This window comes from Pedobacter miscanthi (assembly GCF_003315595.1).
GTDB classification, from domain to species: Bacteria; Bacteroidota; Bacteroidia; order Sphingobacteriales; family Sphingobacteriaceae; genus Pedobacter; species Pedobacter miscanthi.
In genome coordinates, this window is sequence record NZ_QNQU01000005.1 from 159,481 (window position 1) to 180,560 (window position 21,080).

Sequence of the window (21,080 nt, forward strand, 5' to 3'; positions counted from 1 at the left end):
TTTTTGAAGTATTTTATTAAATAATTATTCATTTATGAATGGAAAATTTTGATCACATCTTATTGTTTAAGACTAATCTAGAAGCTGCCGATCAGCTCCAGATAACAGAGCTGTTTAATAAAGAGGGGATAACAGGGTGGAACATCGATCTTGATGATGAAGACCATGTGCTGCGTGTGGTATCGTACTCTTTAAAACACAGTTACATTATACAACTCATTAGGGGTTGCGGCTTCGAATGCTGCGAACTCACTTAAAAGAAATAAAATGAAAAATAAACAGGATATTATTCCATTTACGGGTTACCAGAAAATTGTGGTATTTATACTGGCCATGACCCAGTTTACCGTTATACTCGATTTTATGATTATGTCGCCATTGGGCGATATGCTGATGAAATCGCTCGATCTTAAACCTGCTGCCTTTGGTGTTGCCGTATCGGCCTATGCTTTTAGTGCCGGTATTTCCGGTTTACTTACTGCAGGTTTTGCCGATAAGTTCGACCGTAAAAAACTTTTGGTGTTTTTTTACTCAGGCTTTATTATCGGTACGGTTTTATGCGGATTGGCTACCACTTACCCGATGCTTTTAGCCGCACGGATTATTACAGGACTTTTTGGTGGCGTAATCGGTTCCATTTCGCTGGCCATTATTGCCGATCTTTTTGCGTTGGAACAACGTGGCAGGGTGATGGGTTTTGTGCAAATGGGCTTTGGTGCCAGTCAGGTTTTAGGCATACCCATTGGTATTTATGTGGCCAATGCCTGGGGCTGGGAATCGCCATTTTTGTTAACGGCTGGCTTAGGACTTATTATTGCCATTGTAATTTTGCTTCAGTTAAAACCGGTTAACCAGCACCTGCTGGTGCAACGCGATACATCGGCATTGAAACATTTATGGCATACGGTTGCCAAACGCGATTACCGTATCGGCTTTGCCGCAACGGCAGTTTTATCGGTAGGTGGTTTTATGATGATGCCCTTCGGCAGTGCATTTGCCGTAAACAACCTGGGTTTAACCAATGCACAGTTACCAATATTATTTATGACTTCTGGTATCTGTTCGTTAGTGATTATGCCACTTATTGGCCGTTTGAGCGATAAAGTAAGCAAGTTTAAACTATTTACCATTGCAACGATATGGCTAATGGTGGTTTGTGTTATTTATACCAATTTATCAACTACGCCATTTTACCTGGTGCTTGTATTTAATGTACTGATGATGATGGGGATGCTAAGCAGGATGGTACCATCGAGTGCATTAACAAGTGCGGTACCCGATATGGCCGATAGGGGTGCTTTTATGAGTATCAATGCTTCATTACAGCAGATTGCTGGCGGTATTGCAGCTACTGCCGCAGGGATAATTGTAGTGCAGAAAACCAAATTTAGTCCTTTGGAGCATTACAATACCGTGGGGTATGTAGTGGTGGCCATTTCGGCATTGAGTATATTTTTATTGTTCCGTGTAAGCCAGATTATCGCCAGGAAAAATACAAACAAAACGGTAGTGCCAGAAGCTGCAGCGGAAATGGTATTGAGTGAAGGAATTTAACCGGCTGATCAATTAATCACCCGTTGATCACAATAAATGCCTTAATAAAACGTCTTAGTATCGCTGAAAAGCGTTAATTGTTTTAAAATGATTAGTTTTGCGGCCTGCCTGAACAGGACAGAAATTAATATTGATTTACGGATGGTCTATCATCCTATAAGAAAAAAAACTATGGACAAATTTAAAGAAGTACAAAATCTGATCGCTTCGGTTGAGGCAGATGTAACCAAATTTTACGACGGTGGTAATGCTGCTGCAGGTACACGTGTACGTAAAGCCATGCAGGACCTTAAAGTTTTAGCTCAGGATATCAGGGCTGAAGTAACAGAGAAAAAAAATAGCGCTAAATAATTAAATTACTGCGTTTTGGGAAAACAAGAGCCCTTCGACATAAAATCGGAGGGCTTTTATTGTTTTAAGAAGTCAAGTTTGTAGACCATTTGGTTACAACATAATCTTTAAACTTGACTTCTTTTTAGCTTCTGCTCTTAATCAATAAACCCGATGTGATAGTTATCGGATGTCGCGGAAGCCAAAAGCTTTTTCTGCTTTTGTTGCAGCAAAAAGCGGGACTGAAAATGCCAAACGCACCAAACCATTCATTTCCAAAATACCTATAGAAATAACTAACAAGGCTATTTTTTTTGGTATATTCATTAAAGAAGTCATTTTGTAGATCATTCGGATACAACAAAATCTTTAAACTTGACTTCTTTGGAAGGTTAATGCTGGTAGGACCTGCCCCTAATCAATAAACCCGATTGCCGCGGAAACCAAAAGCTTTTTCAGCTTTTGTTGCAGCAAAAAGCGGGACTGAAAATGCCAAACGCACTGAACCGTTCATTTCCAAAAATCATTCAAACCCCATTGCAGTTTAGTTAAAGAAGTCATTTTGTACACCCTTTGTATACGACGTAAACTTTAAACTTGACTTCTTTGGTATTTTGAGACAATACGTTGAAAGGTTGATCGGTGTTTATACCTTCATAACGGATTTCTTCTGTTTCTTTGTTTCACACACAAACTAACCAAATGAATACCGTTTTAAAAACCAAACAACATTTTAAAATCCTCGATGGATTGAGGGGGATTGCCGCAATTGCCGTTGTAATTTTCCATTTTATGGAATTTGCTGTTCCCGATTATAAGGATAATTTTATTGCACACAGTTACCTGGCGGTCGATTTTTTCTTTTGCCTTTCGGGTTTTGTAATTGCTTATGCATACGATAGCAAGGTAGAAAGTATAGGTGTATTGCGTTTTATTCAATCTCGGTTGATCCGTTTGCATCCGCTGGTGCTTATTGGTGCATTACTGGGACTGCTCACTTTTATTTTCGATCCTTTTAGCAACTTATATCAGGGTTATGGTTTGGGGCAAACGCTGCTGATGTTCCTGTCTGCCGGAACATTGATTCCATATCCCCTGGTGCATGAGCGTTATTTTAATCTCTTTCACCTTAACCCGCCTACCTGGTCGCTGTTTTGGGAATATATGGCGAATATTCTTTATGTATTTGTACTCTATAAGATTAAGAACCGGTTGTTATGGTTACTGGTTATCATCGCTGCTTTAATGCTGGGTTACGAGGCTTATCATGTGGGGAATTTAGCAGTAGGATGGGGTGGCGACAATTTTTTTGGTGGCGGTGCACGCATTTTTTATTCATTTTTAATGGGAATGCTGGTTTATCGCTCCAGTTGGATCATTAAATCGAACATTGGCTTTGTATTGATGGGGTTATTGCTGTTCGGCGTGTTTCTGATTCCTTTTAACGATCAGTTTAACTGGTTAACCGACTCGGTTGCCGTAATTTTTTACTTTCCGTTTTTGGTTGCTTTAGGAGCAGGAGCCAACTTAAAAGCAGGTTACGATAAGATCTGCAGGTTTTTTGGCGATATTTCGTATCCTTTATACATGATCCATTACCCTTTTCTCTGGATTTTTTTAAGTTATGTAGAGGCGAAGAAACCAGTTATGAACGAAATGGTGATGGTAATTATCATATCTTTATTTTTATTGATTGCTTTGGCTTACCTTATTATGATTTTTGTTGATCAACCGATCCGTAAATATTTTAATGCCAGGATTAAGAAAAACACAATTTAGTCATCCAATGAAAGTTTTTATATCTCTTGTTTTGTTCAGTTTTGTTACTGCTATATCGCTGCAGGCACAGGATCTGGACAGCATTAAGTTTAAAGTTACTGCTGCAACCGAATGGAGCAATTTATTTAAGAGAACCGATGGCTGGTTCGGTGGTGATGGGATTTACAGTATTCCATTAAACGGGAAAGAATCATCTCCACCTAAGGCAAAAAAAACGTTATTTATCTTTAGCGATAGCATGATCGGAAAGGTGACCAACGGTAAAATGGATCCCAACGCCGTAATGATCCACAATGCTGCTGCTGTTTTAGATGGGAATGAGCCTGATCCCAATAAAATCAGTTTCAGCTGGAAAAAAGCGAGCGAAAAACCCGAATCTATATTTGAACCTAAAACGCGTTTAACTAATACAGGTGATTATTATTGGCTCGGCGATGGTTTTGTAAACCAGGAGCTGGATAATGCCATTTTCATTTTTGGTTATCGCATAAAAAGTACTGGCGGTGGTGCTTTTGGCTTTGCTGAAGTAGGCAATACTTTGATTAAAATTAAGGCCAGCGAAGCTTTGCCTTTTCAAAATTATGAGCAAAAGGATACGCCCTTTTATCTCAATCAGGATGGCGAAACAGGTTCTTTTGGTGCTGGTATTTATGTGAATACGAAACAGGCTGGCGAGGCTAACGCCGATGGTTATATTTATGTGTACGGTACTTTTGGGAAAACCAAAAAACTTTTAGTGGCAAGGGTACTGCCTAAAGACTTTGAAAACTATAACAAATGGACTTACTGGGATGGAACGAACTGGCAGGCTGATATTAAAAAATCTGCTGCGGTAAGCGAGCAGGTCTCGAACGAACTCAGTGTTTCTCAACTGCCTGATGGACGTTACGCATTGGTTTTTCAGCAAAGTGGTATCGGGAGGCATATTTGTATGCAGCTCGGCAAAACACCTTATGGACCTTTTGGTAAGGTAATTAAATTATGGGATACCTCAGAAGCCATTGAACTGAAATCGTTTTTTACCTACAATGCCAAGGCACACCCGGGTTTATCAAAAAAAGGAGAGTTGCTGATCAGTTATAATGTAAACTCATTCGATTTTTTAAAGGATCTGCAAACGCATCCTAATCTTTACAGGCCTAGGTTTATTAAAGTAAAGTTTGAATAGGCCTGTCATCCTGAGTGCAATGAAGGATCTTTTAATTTCCGCATTAACTTCTGGATTTCGTTACCCGCGTTACTTCATTATCAACCACTCCGTCATTGCGAGGAGGCTTTTTCAGCCGACAAAGCAATCTTACTACTATGGGTTATCCGCAATTCCTTTCGTCATTTTGACAGTAGTGGAGAAATCTGCTGAATATAATCCCTATAACTACATTTCTGGCTTACCGCACAGGCTTGCCTCGGCTCTGCGCCACCGAAGGGCGCTTACTTTTGGCTTGGCCCAAAAGTAACAAAAACCCAAGGCTTGGATCTTTTCTTGAACTAAGCTATCGAAATTCTTATTGCGGCAATATGGAGGGCCCAATGAAAAATCGGGACTGTATATTGCCTCGGGCTGTGGTTTGGGGTAGGGTTGTGCAAGAATTTCAATGCTTTTTCCTACGAAATTATCCTATGCCGGATGGCAGGGTGCAAAGGACTTTTTGCATCATTTCTACAGCGATAATTTTTAGTTCACTTCGTCATCTAATGCCGAGTTCGTTAGCAAGGGCTTCCTGTTTCATACCGCGTAATTCGCGGATACAGCTAAGGTGAATGTTTTTCGGTTTTGATGAGGTTTCCATAACCAAATATATCTATTTTTTTGGGTGGTAAGAAACAACGGGGTTATTGTTTTATACAATTGCGGGTGTGGTAAGTTGTTTTATAGGCCTTTCCCTTCCAGGGGAAAGGTGCCGGTAGGCGGATAGGGGGGATGCTGCCAGTTTTTTGCCTGTCGCACGGGCTTGCCTCGGTTCGCCGCCACCGAGGGGGCTCTTACCTTTTTCTTGATAAAAAGGTAACCAAAAATCAAGGCCTGGCTTTGATGTCGGATAAATTCGTCAAAGCTTTTTTGGTCGCCAGCACAAGCCCCGATGAAAAATCGGGGAGGGCGTGCTGCCTCGGGGCAATGCTAATCGAATGGGGGTGCTAAAGCTTTAACGCTTTCTCCTTCCATCAGAGCCTATGCCAGATGGCAGGATGCCGATAGCATGATGCATATATTATGGTGCATATCGCATCGTGCTGAGGATTTATGCACTGGCATTGTATAAAACCCTGAGGGGAGCTCCCCTCCTAAAGGAGGGGCTGGGGGAGGTGGAAAGTTGCCAGTAGGCGGATAGGGGGAACGCTCTCCGCCCAACGCTCGTCGCTCTCCGCTTTTCCCACAAAATTCACTACATTTGCTCCCAATGAAATACTTTGTGCTTATATTTTCCTTTTACCTCATCCTCCTGGGTATTACGCCCTGCCAGGATAGGGATGATATGGCTACAAGTGTCCAGTTCGAAACGGTTGTGCACCGCGATGCTGCAAAAGGGGAGCATGCTGGTGGTGAATTGTGTCCGCCGTTTTGTAGTTGTGCCTGCTGTTCTGTTGCGCAACATTTCCCCTTAGAAAAAAATACCATAGTTATCATTCCTGTTTTTCAGCAGGTATACCCAGGCTTTCACTGTTCCGCTTTAAAGCAACAGCCTGTTGATGTTTGGCAACCGCCAAAACTCGTTTAATCAGATTTTCTTACATGGCTTTCGTCCATGAATTTTAGCATGTGCTACGCTTGAAAAGTGTAGGCAATTGTGCTATTTGTTAATTTTTTGATGATACCAAATGCTGAACAAAATAATACAGTTCTCCATCAGGCAGAAATTGCTGGTGGGGATTATGATGCTGGCGTTGATTGCCTGGGGCATATATTCCCTGAGGCAGCTGCCTATTGATGCCCTCCCTGATATTACCAATAACCAGGTACAGATTATTACTAACTCGCCCAGTAACGGGGCCGAGGATATTGAAAGGTTTGTAACCTACCCGGTAGAACAAACCATGGCCACCATTCCGGGCATTGAAGAAATTCGTTCGTTTAGCCGCTTCGGACTCTCGGTGGTTACCGTTGTTTTTAAAGAAAACGTAGAAATTTACTGGGCACGCCAACAGGTAAGCGAACGACTTGCCGAGGTAGAAAGGAATATCCCCAAAGGAATAGGAACGCCAGAAGTTGCGCCTTTAACCACTGGTTTGGGCGAAATTTACCAATATGTGATCCATCCCAAAAAAGGATACGAAAAAAAATATGATGCTACAGAACTTCGCTCCATCCAGGATTGGATTGTGCGGCGGCAGTTGTTAGGTGTAGAGGGTATTGCCGACGTAAGTAGTTTTGGTGGATACCTCAAACAGTACGAAATCGCGCTCAATCCCGATAAACTCCGGAGCATGGATATTTCCATCAGCGATATATTTACCGCCCTAGAAAAGAATAACCAGAATACTGGTGGTGCTTACATTGATAAGAAACCCAATGCTTATTTTATCAGGAGCGAAGGTTTGATCAACAGCATCGAAGATATCGAAAACATTGTGGTGCGCACCAATGCCAACAGCATTCCCGTATTGATTCGCAATGTGGCTGAAGTGCGGATCGGTGCGGCCACCCGTTATGGAGCCATGACGAGGAACGACAAGGGCGAAGTGGTTGGCGCGGTGGTAATGATGCTTAAAGGTGCCAATTCATCAAAGGTAATTGCCAACGTAAAAGCCCGGATGGAACAGATTGTTAAAAACCTGCCTGAAGGTGTAGCCATTGAGCCTTTTATCGACCGCACAAAACTGGTAAACAATGCGATTGGCACTGTAGCTAAAAACCTGGCAGAAGGGGCGTTGATTGTGATTTTTGTACTAGTATTGCTCTTGGGTAATTTCCGTGCAGGATTAATTGTGGCTTCGGTAATTCCACTGGCCATGTTATTTGCGGTGTGTTTAATGAACCTTTTTGGCGTAAGCGGAAACCTGATGAGCCTGGGTGCAATAGATTTCGGGCTGATTGTAGACGGTGCTGTAATTATTGTAGAGGCATCCCTCCATCACCTTAGTCTCCGTAAAAACCGAAATCGTTTAAGCCAGCAGGAGATGGATACAGAGATTTTCGAATCGGCCTCCAAAATCCGGAACAGTGCGGCTTTTGGAGAGATAATTATCCTCATTGTTTATCTGCCCATCCTTGCATTGGTGGGGATTGAGGGTAAAATGTTCAGGCCAATGGCACAGACGGTTGCTTTTGCCATCCTGGGTGCTTTTATTCTATCGCTCACTTATGTACCGATGATGAGCGCGCTGTTCCTAAATAAAACCATAAGTACTAAAAGAAACATTTCCGACAGGATTATGGCCTTCTTTCAGCGGGTTTATACACCCATGCTCAATTTTGCCATCAGGGCAAGGGTATTGGTGGTAGGCGTAGCACTGGCATTGTTTGCCATCTGTTTAATCATTTTTAATTATCTCGGGGCCGAATTTATCCCCACTTTAGAAGAAGGCGATTTCGCGGTAGAAACACGGGTATTAACCGGAAGCAGTTTATCGCAAACCATCGAGGCCTCTACACGTGCGGCAAAAGTGTTAAAAGCCAATTTTCCGGAGGTAAAGGAAGTGATCGGAAAGATCGGTTCGAGTGAAATCCCTACCGACCCGATGCCGGTAGAAGCCTGCGACCTGATGATTATTCTGAAAGATAAAAGCGACTGGACAAGTGCTAAAACCAGGGACGAACTTGCTAATAAAATGCAGAAAAAGCTGGAACAGTACATTCCCGGGGTAACTTTTGGATTTCAGCAACCTATACAGATGCGTTTTAACGAACTGATGACAGGGGCACGGCAGGATGTGGTGATTAAAGTGTATGGCGAAGATTTTGCAAAACTAAGCAGTTATGCGTCAAAAATTGGTGAAATTGCCGGTAAAATAGAAGGTGCACAGGATATTTATGTAGAACAGGCTTCGGGCCTGCCTCAAGTAGTGATCAAATTCCACCGGGATAAAATTGCGCAGTTCGGCCTTAATATAGAAGATGTAAATACCGCCATCCGTTCGGGTTTTGCCGGTGAAGTGGCAGGTTTGGTATTTGAAGGAGAAAAACGCTTTGACATGGTGGTACGTCTGGAAAAAGAGAACAGGCAATCATTGGAAGACGTGAAAAACCTTTTCGTTACTGCACCCAATGGTAACCAGATCCCGATAGAACAACTGGCTGATATCGAATACAAAGAAGGTCCCAATCAGATTCAGCGTGATGATGCCAAACGCAGGATTACCGTTGGTTTTAACGTAAGGGGCAGGGATGTAGAGAGCATTGTAAAGGAAATACAGCAGAAAATTGATAGTGATGTAAAATTTGCGCCCGGTTATTATCCAACCTTTGGTGGTACTTTCGAAAACCTGCAGGCTGCAAATAAAAGGCTGGCCATTGCCGTCCCTATGGCTTTGTTGCTGATTTTATTATTGCTCTACCTCACCTTTTCATCCATTAAACACGCCCTGTTAATTTTTACTGCTATTCCTTTATCGGCCATCGGAGGTGTATTGGCACTGTGGGCGAGGGGAATGCCTTTCAGTATTTCGGCAGGTATCGGTTTTATCGCGCTGTTTGGCGTGGCCGTACTCAACGGGATCGTACTGATCAGTGAATTTAACAGGTTAAAAAAAGAAGGAATGACAGATATGTTCGAAATTATAAAAACAGGTACTTCCATCAGGCTTCGTCCGGTAATTATGACGGCACTGGTGGCCTCGCTGGGCTTTTTACCAATGGCCATTTCAGGCGGAAGCGGCGCCGAAGTCCAACGTCCACTGGCAACGGTGGTAATTGGTGGTTTGCTTTCTGCCACTTTGCTTACCCTTTTGGTATTACCCATTCTCTACATCTGGGTAGAAAAAATGGGGAATAAAAAGATTAAAATTGCTCCCGTAGCAGGTTTGTTGATTTTATCCAGTTCTCTTTTAGCGATTCCGTCTGCACAGGCACAAAAACCGGGTTTAAGCTTAAACCAGGCGATATCATCAGCGCTACAACAAAACAAGGCAGTTAGCAGCGCCAGTTTAGGGGTTAATTTGCAGGAACAGTTAAAGAAAACGACTTTCGAAATGCCTAAAACCGATGTTTCGATGATGTACGGCCAATACAACAGCCTGGTTAAAAACGATCAGAACTTTACTATCTCGCAAAGCATTCCTTTTCCTACACTTTTCTCGGCAAATGCAGTTTTGGGTGATGAAAAGATCAAAGCCAGCCGGTTTCAGGTAGCAGCTACTAAAAATGAGTTGATTTATCAGGTAAAAACGGTTTATACGAATCTCCAGTACCTTTATTCGAAAGAGAAACTGCTGTTACAGCAAGACAGTATTTATAAAGGTTTTGTTAAATCAGCATCGCTGAAATATAAAACCGGCGAAGGCAACCTGCTGGAAAAGGTAGCGGCCGAAACCCAGTTGAAAGAAGTGCAAAGTCAAATGGAGCAGAACAGGGCCGATATCGAAATTTACAACAGTCAGCTGTTTACATTACTGGGAAGCAATGCCGTGGAAATTGCCGTAAAGTACCTTCAGGAGAAAAGTATTGTTCCGGTATCGGATAGCACTTCTGTAAAAGAAAATCCATTGTTAGCTTATTCCAGGCAGCAGATTGTAATTGCCGATAAACAGCGGAAAGTAGAACTGGCAAAAGCGCTTCCTGATATTACGCTGGGTTATTTTAATCAGTCGCTTACCGGTTTTCAGAACGTAAATGGAAGCGAGGTATATTTTGGCCAGGGTAAACGTTTTCAGGGATTTCAGGTAGGAGTAGCCATTCCATTATTTTATAAATCTTATTCGGCAAAAGCAAAAGCGTCAGCCATTAGTAAAGATATTGCCGCAAGTGATCTCGATCTGCAGGAACGGAAGTTAAGCGCACAATATCAGCAGGTACTCCGCGAATACATCAAAAATAAAGATCGCTACGGCTATTTTCAAAGCTCTGCACTGCCTAATGCAGCGTTGATTTTAAAGAACAGCCGCATTGCCTATCAGAACGGGGAGATCGGTTATTCCGAATACCTCCTCAACCTGAAACAGGTAAACAGCATTTACGAAAGTAACCTCATGGCTTTATTGCAGCTTAACCAGAGCATTAACCATATCGAATTCCTTACCGGTAATTCCAGTTCATTATAAAAAGTAGAAACATGAAATCCATATATCAATATTTAAGTCTGTTAACTTTAGCGCTGTACCTCAGCGCCTGTGGGAGTCCTAAAGCAGAAAAAGCGCCGGAAAAAGAAGCCGCCCATGAAGAAAGCGACGTGATTACTTTAACCCCTGAACAGCATAAATTGGCTGAAATTACCCTGGGCGAAATCGAACTAAAAGAATTGAGTGGTACAACCAAGGTAAACGGCATGCTCGATTTGCCGCCACAGAGCTTGGTTTCCATCTCCACACCATTAGAAGGGATTGTAAAAAGTACCTCTATGCTTCAGGGAATGAGGGTGAAAAAAGGCGAATTGGTTGCTGTAATGCAAAATCCTGAATTTATCCAGATGCAGCAGGATTACCTCGATTATAAAAGTCAGCTGCAGTTTTTAAAACAGGAGCTGGACCGGCAGGAAGAACTGGCCAAAGAAAATGTAAACTCCAAAAAAGCACTTCAAAAGGCCAGGAGCGAATATCAGAGTGTAAGTGCCAGGTTATTGGGGCAACACTCTAAACTCTCGCTGATCAATATCAATTTCGCAGCTTTGGAAAAAGGGACGATTTTAAAAACCTTTAACCTGTATGCACCAATGGCCGGTTATGTTACCCAGGTAAATACCAATATTGGGGCCTTTGCCAGCACGACTGATGAGCTTTTCAAGATTGCCGATACCGAACATTTACATGCCGAGCTTACGGTATTCGAAAAGGATGTGCCTAAACTTAAAATTGGTCAGAAAGTGCGTTTTACCTTAGCTAATGAAGAAAAAGAACGCATGGCAACCGTACATTTAATTGGTAGGGAAATTAGTAAAGAGCGCACTGTGCAGGTACATTGCCACCTCGATCAGGAAGATACGCAACTGCTCCCGGGCATGTATCTGAAAGCGTATGTAGAAAGCGGTGCCAACAAAGTTGAAGCCTTGCCCGATGCCGCTATAGTTGAATTTGAAGGCAAGAAATATGTATTTATCGAGCAATCGGCCTCTAAACTGGCTTATCGTTACCGCATGATGGAAGTAAAAACAAATGTTGCCGAAAATGGCTATACGCAGGTATCATTCGCAGAAGCGGTAAACAAACCCAAAGTGGTGGTAAAAGGCGCTTATGATTTGCTGAGTAAGGTGAAGAATGAAGAGGAAGAAGGCGAAGAACATTAGTTCACTGGTCATTGGTTTATTGGTCATTAGTTCATTGGTCATTGGTTGATTGGTAACTGCAAATTGCCAACTGTAAACTGGCTATGCTTAATCGGTTATTTGTTCAAAAGAGACGTCATCTCGACTGTAGCACAGCGGAATGGAGAGATCTGCCTTGATAGATTTCTCGGCTACGTTGCCCTCCGCTCGAAATGACGGTATNCCTTGATAGATTTCTCGGCTACGTTGCCCTCCGCTCGAAATGACGGAATCTCGTGAGACGTCATCTCGACTGTAGCACAGCGGAATGGAGAGATCTGTCTCAAGACAGATTTAGCTTCGCTGAGCACTTACGTGGTTCTCGGCTACGTTGCCCTCCGCTCGAAATGACGGTATCTCGTGAGACGTCATCTCGACCGTAGCACAGCGTAACGGAGAGATCTGTCCCGAGATAGATTTAGCTTCGCTGAGCACTTACGTGGTTCTCGGCTACGTTGCACTCCGCTCGAAATGACGGTATCTCGAGAGACGTCATCTCGACTGTAGCACAGCGGAATGGAGAGATCTGTCTCAAGACAGATTTAGCTTCGCTGAGCACTTACGTGGTTCTCGGCTTCGTTGCACTTCGCTCGAAATGACGACTTTTTGATTGAAGACTATAGACTTCGGACTCCGGACTGAAGACTTCCAACTCCAAACTATTTCCATCATCAAAAAATAAACGTAATTTTATAATCATAAAAAATCAAAACAATTTCAGTGTAAAAAGATTTAATGAAAATGCATTTTCCCTCAAATAAACCATTAATACCATCATATTTACGTTCATGAACTATAAACAATTGCAGGAAGATGTAAAAACGCATGTTAGCGAATACTTCCATACCCATAACGATCCGCGGTTGGTTTATCATAATTTCGAGCATACCCAGGAGGTTGTAAATGCGGCACAGCAAATTGCCAATCATTATCAGCTTAACGAGCAGGATTTTTTTACCGTAACCGTTGCAGCCTATTTTCATGATACCGGCTATTTTGAAGATGCGCTAAACCATGAGGCAAAAGGGGCCGAACTGGCCGACCAATTTTTGGCCCGACATAAGGTAAATCAGGAAGTACGCGACAGTGTAAAGAGCGCTATTTTAGCGACAAAAATACCACAGCAGCCTAAAAACGAAATCGACAAAATCATCTGTGATGCCGACCTTTTCCATTTAGGCCTGCCCGATTTCCGTGCAAAAGGAAAACTGATGCACAAAGAAAACGAACTGATTTATAAAAAAGACATCAGTAAACTCGAATGGCGCAAAAAAGATATCCAGTTTATGGAATCGCACCATTACCATACCGATTATGCCAATTTGTTGTTGAGCGATCAGAAGCAAAAAAACATAGATAAGCTGAAAAGTAAACTAACCGCTCAGGAAGAAATCAGCACCGAACTCGAAGAGCCTAAAAATTTTGCTCCGGTAATTATCAAAGACAAAAAGAAAAAGGATAAAGATGACCGCCCTGATAAAGGTATCGAAACCATGTTCAGGATTACTTCGGCCAATAACCAGCGTTTGAGCGATATGGCCGATAACAAGGCACACATCCTCATTACCGTAAACTCCATCATGCTTTCGTTGATCGTGAGTTTGTTGTTAAGGCGTTTAGAAGATCACGGCAACCTGATTATCCCGACTTTTATTTTATTGATGGTCAGTTTAACCTGCGTAGTGGTTTCCATTTTATCCACCCGTCCGTCTATTCCTAAAGGCGAATTTACCCAGGAAGATATGGACAAGAAAAAAGTAAACCTTTTGTTTTTTGGTAACTTTTATAAAATGAGTTTGCCCAGTTATACCGATGGCATGATTAAGGTAATGAACGATAAAGATTTTTTATACGGAACCCTTATTACTGATGTATACTCGCAGGGTGTGGTGTTGGGCCGCAAATATAAACTGATCCGCCTGGCTTATAATATCTTCATGTTTGGCTTAATTGCAGCAGTATTGGCATTTGTAATAGCATACGCAGCGTACGGAAAACTTTAATGGAAACAACAACCGAAACCTCTTTTTTCAACAGGGATTTAAGCTGGCTAAAATTTAACGAGCGCATTTTGGTGGAAGCCGAACGCAATACCGTTCCGCTTCTCGAAAGAATCAAGTTCTTATCAATATTTTCTTCCAACCTCGATGAATTTTACCGCGTGAGGATGCCTGTACTGCTTGCCCTCGAAAAATTGAGCAATAAAGAAGATAACGACATCAAAATCGATGATAATCTGCTGAATACTGCCAATCAGCTTATTTCTGATCAACAACAGCGCTATGGCAAAATATTAAAATCAGATATTATTCCCCAGCTGAAAGAAAATAAAATAAATTTAATTTATGGTGAGCCATTTCCCAAAGAAATCAAGACAAGTGTTAGCAGGTATTTTTTGAGTCAGGTAATGGCCTTTTTGCAGCCCGTACACATTAACCAGGACACCAACTTTTTTCCGGCCAACAACGAGCTTTATTTTCTGGTTACCTTAAAAAAGAATAACGAAACCGAAGCAATAATTCTAAATATTCCTTCCAGTCAGTTGCCCCGTTTTTATAAGGTAGAAGCAGGCGAAGAAACCTTTATTGTGTTCCTGGATGATATTATCCGTTTCCATTTAGACAGGATTTTCCCTGAAGGAGAAATTACAGGTTGTTACAGTTTCAAGATTACAAGAGATGCAGAAATAGACCTGAAAGACGAATATCCGGGCAGTTTATCCGATCAATTGGAGAAACAATTGCTTAAACGCGATTCGGGTTTGGCTACACGTTTTCTTCACCAGCCAGGCATACCGGCCAATGTTTTCGAACTGCTTAAAAAACTGTTCAACCTTAAAAAAGCCAACAGGATAGAAGGCGGGCAGTACCATAACCTTAAGGATTTTATGGGTTTCCCGGTTAATTCTCCAAAACTATCTAACAAAAACTGGTCAAAAATCTGCAATACCGATTTCATTGATGGTTCTTTAACCGAGGCCATTTATAAAGACGATATCATTGTTCATACACCTTACCAGAGTTACGACAGTGTGCTGCGGTTTTTTAACGAAGCTGCTATTGATGAAGAGGTACGTGAAATATATGTAACGCTTTACCGCGTGGCCAGCGATTCGAAAATTGTAAATGCCCTCATCAGCGCTGCCAAAAATGGTAAAAAAGTAACTGTACTGGTAGAGCTTAAAGCCCGTTTTGATGAAGCCAACAACATTAAATGGGCCAAAAAAATGAAAGAGGTTGGCGTTGATATCATTTACAGTGTTACCGCGTTAAAAGTACACGCCAAAGTGGCCCTGGTTAAACGAAAAACAGGCGACCGGATGCATTATTCGGGTTTATTTGCCACCGGAAACTTTAACGAAAGCACTGCTGCCTTTTACACCGATCATATTTTAATGACGGCCAATAAGGAAATGCTTAGGGAGGTGGAACTGCTTTTTATTTTCCTTGCCAAAAGGGTTAAACCAAGCTCTGCCGATCTGATTAATTTCAGGCATTTACTCGTGGCGCAGTTTAACCTGCAAACAGTTTTTCTGGAGCTGATTGATCGCGAGATTGAACATGCCAAACAAGGCAAACCTTCGGGCATTACCATTAAAATGAACAACCTCGAAGAAAAAGTATTAATCAATAAACTTTACGAAGCTTCGCAGGCAGGAGTAAAGATCGATATGATTGTGCGGAGCATCTGCCGTTTGGTTCCGGGTGTGAAGGGAATGAGTGAAAACATTAAAGTTACCCGAATAGTTGATCGTTATTTAGAACATGGCCGCGTATTTATCTTTCACAATCTCGGCAAAAACGATGTGTACCTGGGGTCGGCCGATTGGATGAACCGGAATATTTACCGAAGGATTGAAGTTTGTTTTCCCATTTATAATGAGCAGATTAAACAGGAAATGATAGAAATTATTGAAATCCAGAAACAGGATAATGTTCAGGCCGTTTGTATAGATGAACACATGGATAACATTCCGGTTAAAACTGGCGGGGTTCTTGTTTCTTCCCAGCATGATATTTATGAGTTTTTGAACAATAAATAAAGCGCCGTGGGCCGTGGTGTGTCCACACGGACCAAAGCGATCGTCATTTCGACTGAAGCGAAGCGAAATGGAGAAATCTATCAAGCGATAACTAATCGTTCATAGATCTCTCCGCTACGGTCGAGATGACGGACCGAAGGCGGGACAACTGATAACAATTAAACTTTACCCTTATGAAATACAATAAAACTTTTCTTGCCTCCAGCTTTTTAATTGCTACTGCTTTTTTTAGTGTATCCTGTGTAAACGGTAACCGTGATGATAAAAAAGGCGAAACTGCCGAAACAACTTCAGCAAGTGCAGCATCAAAATCAGATTTTCCTTACGATCTGGCCAATCCCGTAAAATACAACATGCCGCATAACCTCTTCGAAATTTCTGGTATTGTATTTCACAACGGCGATCCCAAAGAAGTATTTGCCATTCAGGATGAAGATGGCGATTTGTTCCATTTAGGTTTGGGCGATAAAGAATCAAAGTTTACCAAATTTGGAGCAAAAGGTGATTACGAAGATGTTACCATCATCAAAAATTATTTTATTGTATTAAAAAGCAATGGGGAATTACATACTTTTCCAATTTCGGAACTGAACAAGCCAGAGGCCGGAAAGGTAACCAAAACCAAAGACCTGGTGCCAAAAGCCGAATACGAAGGATTGGCCGCTGATGAAAAAAATAACATGGTTTACGTGTTAACGAAAGATAGCAAACCCGATTCTAAAGCAAAAGCTTCGAGTATTTATGGCTTCAAATTTAACAATGATGCATCTTTAACAGCTGCGGGAGAATTCAGCCTTTCACACAAAGAGATCGAAAAAGCATCAGGAAGTTCAAAATCAAGGTTTCGCCCTTCTGCATTGGCTAAAAATCCAAAAACGAATGAGTGGTACATACTTTCATCCGTAAATAAACTGCTCGTGATTACCGATGCAGATTTTAAGGTAAAATCAACCCAGTCATTAGATCCTGACTTATTTAACCAGCCCGAAGGCATTGCATTCGACCGTGATAATAACCTGTACATCTCTAACGAAGGCGGAACACTTGCTGCGGGTAATATTTTGTTGTTTAAAGTTAAGAAATAAGGTTTGGTGTTCTTGAATGTTCGTCATCTTGTAGATAAATCGTCATCTCGACTGAAGCGTAGCGAAATGGAGAGATCTATCTCAAGGGTAGATTTAGCTTCGCTGAGCCTTCGTGTTCTCGGCTGCGTTATACTCCGCTCGAAATGACGGTAACCAGAGAGGAGTGATAACTTAACGTTATGCTTGGAAAACAAAATAATTTTAAAATAACTATCTTTATACAAACCTCCCAATATGATTAAAAGATTTACCCTTTTTACCATCTTATTTTTAATCAATTACATTGCCTTTGCGCAGGATGATGTAAAATACCGTGTAATTCTTTTCGGCGATGCAGGAGAGATGAATCCTGCCCAGATGCAGGACCTTAAAAATGCAGCCAAGCAGATTTTACCAAAAAAAACAACTGTTGTTTACCTTGGCGATAATATTTATCCTACCGGAATGGGCCTCCCTGGAAGTGCAGAAGAAGAGGAAACCAAAAAAATATTGCGCTCGCAGTTTGAACCCATGCGTAAGATGGGTGCTGCCGTTTATTTTGTGCCCGGTAATCACGATTGGGATAAATCAGGGCCAAAAGGTCTCGCTAAAATCAAAGCGCAAAGCGATTATCTTGCTGCTCAAAACGATCCATTATTAAAATTGATTCCTCAAAATGGTTGTCCGGATCCTGTAGCCATTAAACTAACCGATAAATTAACCATCATTGCTTACGATAGCGAATGGTGGCTGTTTCCTTATAATAAATCAAATCCCGATGGCGATTGCGATTGCCGTACAAAAGATGAGGTTCTGGTTAAAATGGAGCAGTTACTTGAAGAGAATAAGGATAAAGTAATCCTTCTGGCTTCGCACCATCCCTTTCAGAGTTATGGTCCGCATGGGGGTTATTTCAATTTAAGGAACCACCTTTTTCCGTTAACCTCATTAAACAAAAACCTGTACATTCCTTTACCGGTTCTGGGTTCGGTTTATCCTTTACTGCGTTCCACCCTGTTAAGTCCCGAAGATTTAAACCATCCAGCTTATAAGGATATGATCAAATCCATCACCGGTGTATTTGGCGATTATCCAAACGTAACTTACGTTGCCGGCCATGAGCATGGACTGCAGCTGATCAAAGGCAAACAACTGCAGGTCATTAGCGGTTCAGGTTCAAAAGTATCACCAAATAAAGAAGGTAAAACCTCGCTCTTCCACGAAATGCAGCAAGGCTATGTTGTGGCCGATCAGTTGAAAAACAACGATATGCGTTACGAATATTACATCTATTCCGATACCAGTGTTAAACGCGTTTACAGTTATATCAAAAAGTTCGAGGCCATCCCTCAAAAAGTGCGCAACAGGGATAAACCCATTACCACCGATAGTATAATTGTACGCATTAAGCCTGAATATGATAGTGTTGGCCGTTTCCACCGTTATGTTTTTGGCGAAAATTACCGTAAAGAGTACGCCGAAAAAACAAAAGTACCTGTATTAAGGGTATCGCAGATGATGGGCGGTTTAAAAGCTACTCAGCGCGGCGGAGGTAACCAGTCGCGCTCCTTACGCTTAGAAGATAAAAACGGTAAAGAGTACGTATTGCGCAGTGTAGAAAAATACCCTGAAGTGCTTCTGCCGGCTGCCTTACGCGAAACTTTTGCCAAAGATGTAATCAAAGATAACATGTCGGCACAGCACCCTTTTTCGGCTTTGGTTGTGCCTGATTTAGCAGATGCAGGTGGCATTGCACACAGCAATCCGATTATTGGCTGGGTTTCTCCGGATGATAACCTCGGCGAGTTTGAACCCGCTTTTGCCAATACTTTATGTTTATTTGAAGAGCGTGAGCCAACAGGAGATTCAGACAATTCTCCAAAAATGGATAAAAAACTTACAGATGATAATGATAACCGGTTGGATGGACCATCGTGGGTAAGGGCAAGGGCATTCGATATTTTATTGGGCGATTGGGACAGGCACGAAGATCAGTGGCGCTGGAAAGCAACTAAAACCAAAGATGGACAGATTTACACACCGGTTCCGAGAGATCGTGACCAGGTATTTTTCAGATCAGACGGTTTTTTACAGCGTTATACCCAATCATCGTCGTTATTGCCAATGATGCAGGGTTACGAACGGGGGATACAAAATGTAAACTGGTTTTTATGGGAGGGCAGGGAAATCAGCAGCCGCTGGACAGCCAACATCGATGAGAAAGAGTTCGATCAGATTGTAAAAGATTTCTGTGCCAATTATAACGATGCGGTTTTCGAAAAAGCATTGAAAAAATTGCCTGAGCCAAGTTATTCATTACATCATGATGCCTTTTTGGCGCAGTTACGCAACAGGATTGCCACTTTGCCGAAACTAATGAACCAGTATTACCACTTCTTTAACCGCATTGTGGATATAGAAGTAACCAACAAAAACGAACTGATCCAGATTACCGATGCCAATGATAAGGGATTACGGGTAAAAATCAATAAAATCTCTAAAGAAGGGAATATCAAGGAGGAACTTTTCGACAGAAAATTTGATCCGGATGTAACCAAAGAGATCAGGGTTTATATGCATAATGGTAACGACAGTCTGATCCTGAACAATAAAAACTCTAACATCAAAATCAGGATTATTGGTGGCAAAGGCAATAAAGTTTACGATTTTGCCAATAGTAACAGTTTGGTAAGGCTTTACGGCAGAAAAGATAAAGCTACTTATAATGGCGAAGATGCTGATAAAATCAGGAAAATCATTTCTAACGATACCGCTAATTTCAGCTATATCCCGAAAGATATGTACCGCAGAAATACCTGGTTGTTAAACGCAGGTTATAACCAGGATGATGGTATTTTATTGGGTTTAGTTTACAAACAAACCAATCCGGGTTTCAGGAAACAGCCTTATGGCAATTCACAAACGGTTTCTTTCCTGCATTCTTTTTCTACAAAAGCATTCAGGTTTAACTATAAGGGTGAGTGGTTAAAAGCGTTGGGTAAGGGCGATATTGTAGTAAAAGCCGATGCTTTTGCCCCTAACAATACCCAGAATTTCTTTGGCTTAGGCAACGAAACCCATTTCGACGAACATGGCGACGATATCAGGTATTACCGCGCACGTTATAACCTGTACCAGTTAGATGCTGCCATCAGGTGGCGCCGCCCTAAATCTACTTTTAGTGTTGGCCCCTCATGGCAATATTACAAGTATAACAAGGAAGATAACGATGGACGTTTTATCGAAAATCTATCACAACTGCATTCAGCCGATTCGCTTACCGTACGCAATGAAAAAATGTTTGCCGGTGCATTTATCAATTTCACCAACAATACCCGCGATAACGACCTATTGCCAACGCTGGGTAGTTATGTTGATTTTAAATTGCTGGGTTATAAAGGTGTAAATCAGTATTCTAACTCATACGGACAATTTACGGCAAGCATTGCCTTGTATAAAAACCTCGATGGCAGAAAAAACTTCATTTTGGCAGACCGTTTTGGCGGTGGGGTAACCGTTGGTAAACCAGCCTTTTATCAGGCACTTTACCTCGGCGGACAGGGCAATCTGCTCGGTTACCGCCAGTTTAGGTTTGCCGGCGAACACATGTTTTACAACAATTTAGAGCTTAGGGCCAAACTTGGCGACCTGGTAAGTTATGTTTTACCCGGACAAATTGGCTTATTGGGTTTTTATGATGTAGGCAGGGTGTGGAAACGTGACGAAGCATCAACAATATGGCACCACGGTGTAGGAGGGGGCGTTTATTTCGCTCCGGCATCACTCACAGTTGTGCGATTTGTGATGGGGCACTCCTCAGATGGCTGGTATCCTTATGTATCCCTTAACTTTAGGTACTAAATTTGTGTAACATATTTATAGATGTAATATCCAACTATTACGTTCAGCAGACGAACATTG

Annotated in this window: 13 protein-coding genes; 12 read left to right on the forward strand and 1 reads right to left on the reverse strand. The window is 41.9% G+C overall.

Annotation, left to right across the window (positions count from 1 at the left end):
• The first annotated feature begins 38 nt into the window (after window positions 1-38).
• From DRW42_RS07610 to DRW42_RS07620, 3 genes are all read left to right on the forward strand, one after another.
• Complete coding sequence (locus tag DRW42_RS07610) at window positions 39-257, forward strand: hypothetical protein (protein WP_113948230.1); 219 nt, start codon at window positions 39-41, stop codon at window positions 255-257.
• 10 nt (window positions 258-267) lie between these two features.
• The gene (locus DRW42_RS07615; protein ID WP_113948231.1) at window positions 268-1,554 is read left to right on the forward strand and encodes an MFS transporter; all 1,287 of its coding nucleotides are present in this window, start codon (window positions 268-270) and stop codon (window positions 1,552-1,554) included.
• Window positions 1,555-1,725: 171 nt separating this feature from the next.
• Window positions 1,726-1,905 carry a hypothetical protein gene (locus DRW42_RS07620; RefSeq protein ID WP_025142680.1) on the forward strand — a complete coding sequence of 60 codons (180 nt, stop codon included), beginning with the start codon at window positions 1,726-1,728 and terminating at the stop codon, window positions 1,903-1,905.
• 162 nt (window positions 1,906-2,067) lie between these two features.
• On the opposite strand, the gene DRW42_RS28715 is transcribed toward DRW42_RS07620, so the two are convergent.
• Window positions 2,068-2,211 (reverse strand): hypothetical protein, encoded by a 144-nt coding sequence (locus DRW42_RS28715; protein WP_158544295.1) that lies wholly within the window; start codon window positions 2,209-2,211, stop codon window positions 2,068-2,070.
• 375 nt (window positions 2,212-2,586) lie between these two features.
• Between DRW42_RS28715 and DRW42_RS07625 the strand changes: the two genes are divergently transcribed.
• The 9 genes from DRW42_RS07625 (at window position 2,587) to DRW42_RS07665 (ending at window position 21,020) form a co-directional block, all read left to right on the forward strand.
• The gene (locus tag DRW42_RS07625) at window positions 2,587-3,663 is read left to right on the forward strand and encodes an acyltransferase family protein (RefSeq protein WP_113948232.1); all 1,077 of its coding nucleotides are present in this window, start codon (window positions 2,587-2,589) and stop codon (window positions 3,661-3,663) included.
• 7 nt (window positions 3,664-3,670) lie between these two features.
• The gene (locus tag DRW42_RS07630; RefSeq protein WP_158544296.1) at window positions 3,671-4,831 is read left to right on the forward strand and encodes a DUF4185 domain-containing protein; all 1,161 of its coding nucleotides are present in this window, start codon (window positions 3,671-3,673) and stop codon (window positions 4,829-4,831) included.
• Between the two features lie 1,231 nt (window positions 4,832-6,062).
• A complete protein-coding gene (locus DRW42_RS07635; RefSeq protein WP_113948234.1) occupies window positions 6,063-6,380 on the forward strand; it encodes a DUF6660 family protein in 318 nt (105 codons plus the stop codon).
• A 100-nt stretch (window positions 6,381-6,480) separates the two neighbouring features.
• On the forward strand, window positions 6,481-10,857 hold the full coding sequence (locus DRW42_RS07640; RefSeq protein ID WP_113948235.1) for a CusA/CzcA family heavy metal efflux RND transporter: 4,377 nt from the start codon (window positions 6,481-6,483) through the stop codon (window positions 10,855-10,857).
• Between the two features lie 11 nt (window positions 10,858-10,868).
• Window positions 10,869-12,035, forward strand: coding sequence for an efflux RND transporter periplasmic adaptor subunit (locus DRW42_RS07645; RefSeq protein WP_113948236.1), 1,167 nt, complete (start codon window positions 10,869-10,871; stop codon window positions 12,033-12,035).
• A gap of 806 nt (window positions 12,036-12,841) precedes the next feature.
• The gene (locus DRW42_RS07650) at window positions 12,842-14,056 is read left to right on the forward strand and encodes a Pycsar system effector family protein (protein WP_113948237.1); all 1,215 of its coding nucleotides are present in this window, start codon (window positions 12,842-12,844) and stop codon (window positions 14,054-14,056) included.
• On the forward strand, window positions 14,056-16,095 hold the full coding sequence (gene ppk1, locus DRW42_RS07655) for a polyphosphate kinase 1 (protein ID WP_113948238.1): 2,040 nt from the start codon (window positions 14,056-14,058) through the stop codon (window positions 16,093-16,095). Before DRW42_RS07650 ends, ppk1 begins: the two co-directional genes overlap by 1 nt.
• A gap of 173 nt (window positions 16,096-16,268) precedes the next feature.
• On the forward strand, window positions 16,269-17,180 hold the full coding sequence (locus DRW42_RS07660) for an SdiA-regulated domain-containing protein (protein ID WP_113948239.1): 912 nt from the start codon (window positions 16,269-16,271) through the stop codon (window positions 17,178-17,180).
• Window positions 17,181-17,414: 234 nt separating this feature from the next.
• A complete protein-coding gene (locus DRW42_RS07665) occupies window positions 17,415-21,020 on the forward strand; it encodes a BamA/TamA family outer membrane protein (protein WP_113948240.1) in 3,606 nt (1,201 codons plus the stop codon).
• Window positions 21,021-21,080: the final 60 nt, after the last annotated feature.

What these genes read in the sequence shown, in the direction of transcription:
- DRW42_RS07615 (WP_113948231.1), top strand. Translation starts at nt 268, where the DNA reads ATGAAAAATAAACAGGATATTATTCCATTTACGGGTTACCAGAAAATT.
- DRW42_RS07665 (WP_113948240.1), top strand. Translation starts at nt 17,415, where the DNA reads ATGATTAAAAGATTTACCCTTTTTACCATCTTATTTTTAATCAATTAC.
- ppk1 (WP_113948238.1), top strand. Translation starts at nt 14,056, where the DNA reads ATGGAAACAACAACCGAAACCTCTTTTTTCAACAGGGATTTAAGCTGG.
- DRW42_RS07635 (WP_113948234.1), top strand. Translation starts at nt 6,063, where the DNA reads ATGAAATACTTTGTGCTTATATTTTCCTTTTACCTCATCCTCCTGGGT.
- DRW42_RS07645 (WP_113948236.1), top strand. Translation starts at nt 10,869, where the DNA reads ATGAAATCCATATATCAATATTTAAGTCTGTTAACTTTAGCGCTGTAC.
- DRW42_RS07630 (WP_158544296.1), top strand. Translation starts at nt 3,671, where the DNA reads ATGAAAGTTTTTATATCTCTTGTTTTGTTCAGTTTTGTTACTGCTATA.
- DRW42_RS07610 (WP_113948230.1), top strand. Translation starts at nt 39, where the DNA reads ATGGAAAATTTTGATCACATCTTATTGTTTAAGACTAATCTAGAAGCT.
- DRW42_RS07625 (WP_113948232.1), top strand. Translation starts at nt 2,587, where the DNA reads ATGAATACCGTTTTAAAAACCAAACAACATTTTAAAATCCTCGATGGA.
- DRW42_RS07620 (WP_025142680.1), top strand. Translation starts at nt 1,726, where the DNA reads ATGGACAAATTTAAAGAAGTACAAAATCTGATCGCTTCGGTTGAGGCA.
- DRW42_RS28715 (WP_158544295.1), bottom strand. Translation starts at nt 2,211, where the DNA reads ATGAATATACCAAAAAAAATAGCCTTGTTAGTTATTTCTATAGGTATT.
- DRW42_RS07660 (WP_113948239.1), top strand. Translation starts at nt 16,269, where the DNA reads ATGAAATACAATAAAACTTTTCTTGCCTCCAGCTTTTTAATTGCTACT.
- DRW42_RS07650 (WP_113948237.1), top strand. Translation starts at nt 12,842, where the DNA reads ATGAACTATAAACAATTGCAGGAAGATGTAAAAACGCATGTTAGCGAA.
- DRW42_RS07640 (WP_113948235.1), top strand. Translation starts at nt 6,481, where the DNA reads ATGCTGAACAAAATAATACAGTTCTCCATCAGGCAGAAATTGCTGGTG.